A 5534-nucleotide genomic window follows, 5' to 3' on the forward strand; every position below is an offset into this window, starting at 1 on the left:
CCGTGACCGTCAGGCCGGGCACTGGGGAGAGGATGTCGCGTGGCACCGTGAGCACGGTGTCGGTGCGCACGGTCTCGATGCGCACGGTCTCGGTGAGCACGGCTTCGGTGAGCACGGTGGCGGGCATGTCGCTCCTCTTCGTCGTGCAGCCGGCCCTGCGTCTGACGCGAGGCTACGGCCGGCCACCGACATCGAGTCGCTTCGTGCGTGACGCGGACTCGCCGCCACCGTGCGGCGCGAGGTCAGCCGAGCGCGGTGCCGTGCGCGGCGAAGGGCTCGATCCGGGCGATCTCCTCGGCGTCGAGCGGGGCCGCGTCGAGGGCGGCCACGTTCTGCTCGAGCTGCGCCACGCTGGACGCGCCGATGAGCGCGCTCGCGACGAGCGGCTCGCGGAGCACCCAGGACAGCGCGAGCTGCGCGATGCTCTGCCCGCGTTCCTTCGCGATCGCATCGAGCCCGCGCACCCGCTCGAGGTACTCGTCGCTGATCTTCTCGGCCGACAGGAACCGGCTGGTCGCGGCCCGGGAGTCCGCGGGGACGTCGCCGGAGAGGTAGCGGTCGGTGAGGAGGCCCTGCGCGAGCGGCGAGAAGACGATGCTGGCCGCGCCGACCTCCTCGAGCACGGGGAACAGCCCATCCTCGATGTGACGGTCGAACATCGAGTAGCGCGGCTGGTGGATGAGCAGCGGCACTCCCTCGGCCTCGAGCGCGGCTGCGGCGGCACGCGTCTGCTCGGGCGAGTAGTTCGAGATGCCCACGTAGAGCGCCTTGCCCTGGCGCACGGCGCTCGCGAGGGCGCCCATGGTCTCCTCGACGGGCGTCTCGGGGTCGGGACGGTGGGAGTAGAAGATGTCGACGTAGTCGAGTCCGAGGCGCCCGAGGCTCTGGTCGAGCGACGACAGCAGGTACTTGCGCGAGCCGAAGTCGCCGTACGGGCCGGGCCACATGTCGTACCCGGCCTTCGACGACACAACGAGCTCGTCGCGGTAGGGCGCGAGGTCGGTGGCCAGCATGCGGCCGAAGTTCTCCTCGGCGCTGCCCGCGGGAGGGCCGTAGTTGTTGGCGAGATCGAAGTGCGTGATGCCGAGGTCGAACGCCCGGCGCACGATCGCGCGCTGCGTGTCCCACGGGCGGTCGTGGCCGAAGTTGTGCCAGAGGCCGAGCGACAGTGCGGGCAGCTTCAGCCCGCTCCGTCCGACCCGGTTGTAGCGCATGCGATCGTAGCGTTCCGGAGTGGCGACGTAGGTCATCCGACTACTCTATGGCGACGTCTCGTCCTCGACAGGGCCGGCCTGTGGTCCGCTCGCCCCCGATGCATCGACGGCTGACCCGGATGCCGCGTGGGGACGCGATCCTGATGCGACGCGGCATCCGGGGCATGGTCCGGCACGAGCAGCTCCGGATGCCGCGAGCCGCCGATTCGCGGCGGCGCAGACTCCGAGGAGCATGACATGACCGACACCATCACCGTGACCGGCGCCGTGGGCAACGACCCGCGCGTGCACGTGACCAGCCAGGGACTCGCGATCACCTCGTTCCGGCTCGCGTCGACCCGGCGCTACTTCGACCGGGCGAAGGGCGCCTGGGAGGACGGGGAGACGAACTGGTACACCGTCTCCGGCTTCCGACAGCTCGCGAACAACGCCGCCACCTCCATCCGCAAGGGCGACCGGGTGGTCGTGCACGGACGCCTCCGCCTCCGAGCCTGGGACAACGGAGAGAAGTCGGGCACGGCCATCGAGATCGAGGCCGAGGCGATCGGGCACGACCTCACCTGGGGCACCACCGTGCTCACCAAGGTGCGGAGGGAGCCGGCACCCGACACCGAGGCCGGCGGCTCATCCGAATCGAACGCGTGGCCCGGCTCCGAAGGCGTGGTGCCGCCGGCCGGTCTCGGATCCGTGGCGGCGGACGAGGGCCTCGACGACCTCGCCGACGACGATGACGTCGACGCCCGCGAGGCGCAGCTGGCGAGTGCCGTGTGAGGGCGTTCGCGACCGCTCGATCCGTTCACCCACCCCATAGACTCGGCTCGGGCGGTCGCACCGCCGGATGAGGGGGAGCGATGGCACGGCGGGTTCCGAGGTTCGCGGTCTCGGCGTTGGCCGGGGCCGCGCTGGTTGTGGCCCTCGCCGCCTGCACGGGCACTTCGCCCGGCCAGCCCTCCGCATCGGCCTCGCCGAGCACTCCGGCGACCGCGCGACCGACGCCGAGCGCACCGCCGACGCTCAGCCCGCAGCTCTCCGCGTCGGAGAACCTTGCGTACTTCGACGGCGTCAACGCCGCGGTCGWCGCCGGCAAGGCCGACGCGGGCGGACGGGATTTCATCGATGCGCTCGTCGCAGCGGGATTCGACAAGTCGCAGATGGAGGTGACGGCGGACCGCACCAGCGTCGACCTGCAGGCCGATTCGGTGCAGTTCGCGGTGCTGTTCCAGGGCGAGTGCCTCGTGGGACAGTACGGGCCGGCATCCGGCGGCTACCACAGCGCCGTACGGCCCGCACTCGGCACCGGCGGCTGTCTCGTCGGCGAGACGCGACCCATAGACTGGTAGGCGACATGGCGGATTACATTTACTCGATGGTGCGCGCCCGCAAGGCGGTCGGCGACAAGGTCATTCTCGACGACGTGACGATGGCGTTCCTCCCAGGGGCCAAGATCGGCGTCGTCGGCCCGAACGGTGCCGGAAAGTCCACGATCCTGAAGATCATGGCCGGACTCGACCAGCCCTCCAACGGCGAGGCGAAGCTCACCCCCGGTTACTCCGTCGGCATCCTCATGCAGGAGCCGGTGCTCGACGAGACCAAGACCGTGCTCGAGAACGTCCAGGAGGGCGTCGGGCCGATCAAGGCGAAGGTCGACCGCTTCAACGAGATCTCGCTCGCGATGGCCGAGCCCGACGCCGACTTCGACGCGCTGCTCGCCGAGATGGGCACGCTGCAGGAGGCCATCGACGCCGCCGACGCGTGGGACCTCGACTCCCAGCTCGAGCAGGCGATGGACGCGCTGCGCTGCCCGCCKGGCGACGAGCAGGTGTCGGTGCTCTCGGGCGGTGAGAAGCGCCGCGTGGCGCTCTGCAAGCTCCTGCTGCAGAAGCCCGACCTGCTCCTCCTCGACGAGCCCACCAACCACCTCGACGCTGAGAGCGTGCTCTGGCTCGAGCAGCACCTCGCGAAGTACCCCGGCGCCGTGCTGGCCGTCACCCACGACCGGTACTTCCTCGACCACGTCGCGGAGTGGATCTGCGAGGTCGACCGCGGCCGGCTCTACCCCTACGAGGGCAACTACTCGACCTACCTCGAGAAGAAGCAGGAGCGACTCACCGTCCAGGGCAAGAAGGACGCGAAGCTCGCCAAGCGCCTGGCCGACGAGCTCGACTGGGTCCGCTCCAACGCGAAGGGCCGCCAGGCCAAGTCGAAGGCGCGCCTCGCCCGCTACGAGGAGATGGCGGCCGAGGCCGATCGCACGCGCAAGCTCGACTTCGAGGAGATCCAGATCCCGCCGGGCCCGCGCCTGGGCGACATCGTCCTCGAGGCGAAGAGCCTGAAGAAGGGCTTCGGCGACCGCGTGCTCATCGAGGGCCTCAGCTTCACGCTCCCGCGCAACGGCATCGTCGGCATCATCGGCCCCAACGGCGTCGGCAAGTCCACGCTCTTCAAGACGATCGTCGGCATGGAACCGCTCGACGACGGCAAGCTGAAGGTCGGCGAGACCGTCAAGATCTCCTACGTCGACCAGTCGCGTGGCGGCATCGACCCGAACAAGACGCTCTGGGAGGTCGTGTCCGACGGGCTCGACTACATCCAGGTCGGCAAGACCGAGGTGCCGAGCCGCGCCTATGTCTCGACCTTCGGCTTCAAGGGCCCCGACCAGCAGAAGCGGGCCGGCATCCTCTCGGGCGGTGAGCGCAACCGGCTGAACCTCGCCCTGACGCTCAAGCAGGGCGGCAACCTCCTCCTGCTCGACGAGCCCACGAACGACCTCGACGTCGAGACGCTCTCGAGCCTCGAGAACGCACTGCTCGAGTTCCCGGGCTGCGCTGTCGTGATCACCCACGACCGGTGGTTCCTCGACCGCATCGCGACGCACATCCTCGCCTACGAGGGCACCGAGGAGAACCCGTCGTACTGGCACTGGTTCGAGGGCAACTTCGAGGCGTACGAGGCGAACAAGATCGAGCGCCTCGGCGCGGATGCCGCGAAGCCGCACCGTTCCGCCTACCGCAAGCTCACGAGGGACTGACGTGCGGCTGCACGTGCCGACGCCGCTCCGGTGGTCCGACCTCGACGCGTACGGCCACGTGAACAACGCCCGGATGCTGAGCCTCCTCGAGGAGGCCCGCATCCAGGCGTTCTGGGTGAGCACCGACACGCCAGAGCATGCGGTCGGCGCCTCGACCGCGGTCATCGACGCCTCACCCGGCGCGAGCACGATCACGCTCATCGCCCGGCAGGAGGTCGAGTACCTCGCGCCGATCCCGTATCAGCGCCAGCCGCTCGACGTCGAACTCTGGATCGGCCACATGGGCGGTGCGAGCCTCGACGTCTGCTACGAGGTGTTCTCACCAGACGGCGTCGAGCCGCGGGTGCTCTACACCCGGGCCATCACGACGATCGTGCTGGTCGACACCGAGACCGAGCGTCCGCGTCGCATCTCCGATCGCGAGCGGGCGGCGTGGGAGCCCTACCTGGGCGAGCCGCTCGCGTTCCGTCGTCGCTGACCTCAGCGGTCGAGCGGTACGTCGCTGTACGAGCCCTCCCACACGGCGCGGCTGCCCGACTCGCCGATCTGCACGATCGTCCACGTCGCACCCGCCGTCGCGACGACCGCGGCGATCGTCAGCACGACCCCCACGGCGACGCGGATGGCGCGCGACGGGCGGCGCGGCGCGGCATCCGTCGCCTGTGGGGCAGCCAACCGCTCGACGACGGCCCACGCCGCGACGAGCACCGCCACGACGAGCAGCCCCCAGAGCCACGGCACGATGTCCTCGCCCTGCGTCGTGTGCTCCGCGATGAGCGGCGCAACAGGCGCGCGCGCCTGCAGCCACTCGCCCGCCTCGATCGTCACGAGGCCGAGCGGGAGGAGCAGGGCGGCGGCGACGAGCACCGGGATCCAGAGCACCCGACGCGCGGCCGGCCACGCCGCGATGACGACGAGTGCCAGGCCCACCAGCGGCGTGAGCACGATGACGGCGTGCACGAGGAGGACGTGCAGCGGCAACCCCGCGAACGTGTACTCCACGTCAGGAGGCCGCGACGATGCGGTCGCCCGAGATCGCGACCGGGATCGATAGAAGCGGCTCAAGCGCGGGGCCGTTGAGCACGTCGCCCGTCGCGGCGTCGAACTTCGAGCCGTGGCAGGGGCAGTCGAACTTGTCACCTGCGGCGGCGACGACGCAGCGCTGGTGCGTGCAGATGGCACTGAACGCGACGACCTGGCCGGCGGTCGGCTGCGCGATGAGTGCGGGCTCGCCGTTGATGGTGGCGTCGATGCTGCCGCCCACCGGCACATCGGCGAGGGCGGCGATGTCC

At 70.2% G+C, this 5534-nt stretch carries 7 protein-coding genes; 4 read left to right on the top strand and 3 right to left on the bottom strand.

Features of this window, described 5'->3' with window-relative positions; all coding sequences use genetic code 11:
* Positions 1-242: 242 nt before the first annotated feature.
* On the bottom strand, positions 243-1250 hold the full coding sequence (locus AC1DY2_RS14410; protein ID WP_476763052.1) for an aldo/keto reductase: 1008 nt from the start codon (positions 1248-1250) through the stop codon (positions 243-245).
* A gap of 201 nt (positions 1251-1451) precedes the next feature.
* Here AC1DY2_RS14410 and ssb point away from each other — a divergent pair, with 201 nt between their 5' ends.
* The 4 genes from ssb to AC1DY2_RS14430 all read left to right on the top strand — a co-directional run bounded on the left by ssb (position 1452) and on the right by AC1DY2_RS14430 (position 4720).
* Positions 1452-1985 (top strand): single-stranded DNA-binding protein, encoded by a 534-nt coding sequence (ssb, locus tag AC1DY2_RS14415; RefSeq protein WP_476763053.1) that lies wholly within the window; start codon positions 1452-1454, stop codon positions 1983-1985.
* Positions 1986-2065: 80 nt separating this feature from the next.
* Positions 2066-2554, top strand: a complete 489-nt coding sequence (locus AC1DY2_RS14420) for a DUF6993 domain-containing protein (protein WP_476763054.1) — start codon at positions 2066-2068, stop codon at positions 2552-2554.
* 5 nt (positions 2555-2559) lie between these two features.
* A complete protein-coding gene (gene ettA, locus AC1DY2_RS14425; RefSeq protein WP_309979112.1) occupies positions 2560-4242 on the top strand; it encodes an energy-dependent translational throttle protein EttA in 1683 nt (560 codons plus the stop codon).
* A gap of 1 nt (position 4243) precedes the next feature.
* Positions 4244-4720, top strand: coding sequence for an acyl-CoA thioesterase (locus AC1DY2_RS14430; protein ID WP_309979109.1), 477 nt, complete (start codon positions 4244-4246; stop codon positions 4718-4720).
* Positions 4721-4722: 2 nt separating this feature from the next.
* Here the strand turns inward: AC1DY2_RS14430 and AC1DY2_RS14435 are convergent, their stop codons facing one another.
* Entirely contained in the window at positions 4723-5244 is a 522-nt protein-coding gene (locus AC1DY2_RS14435; protein ID WP_476763055.1) for a hypothetical protein, read from the bottom strand.
* 1 nt (position 5245) lies between these two features.
* On the bottom strand, positions 5246-5534 hold a 289-nt coding region (locus AC1DY2_RS14440), incomplete at its 5' end, for a QcrA and Rieske domain-containing protein (protein WP_476763056.1).

Source organism: Agromyces sp. P1_H4 (genome assembly GCF_056405255.1).

Excerpts from the sequence above, each read along its gene's own strand:
- AC1DY2_RS14410 (WP_476763052.1), bottom strand. The coding sequence starts at position 1,250 with ATGACCTACGTCGCCACTCCGGAACGCTACGATCGCATGCGCTACAAC.
- ssb (WP_476763053.1), top strand. The coding sequence starts at position 1,452 with ATGACCGACACCATCACCGTGACCGGCGCCGTGGGCAACGACCCGCGC.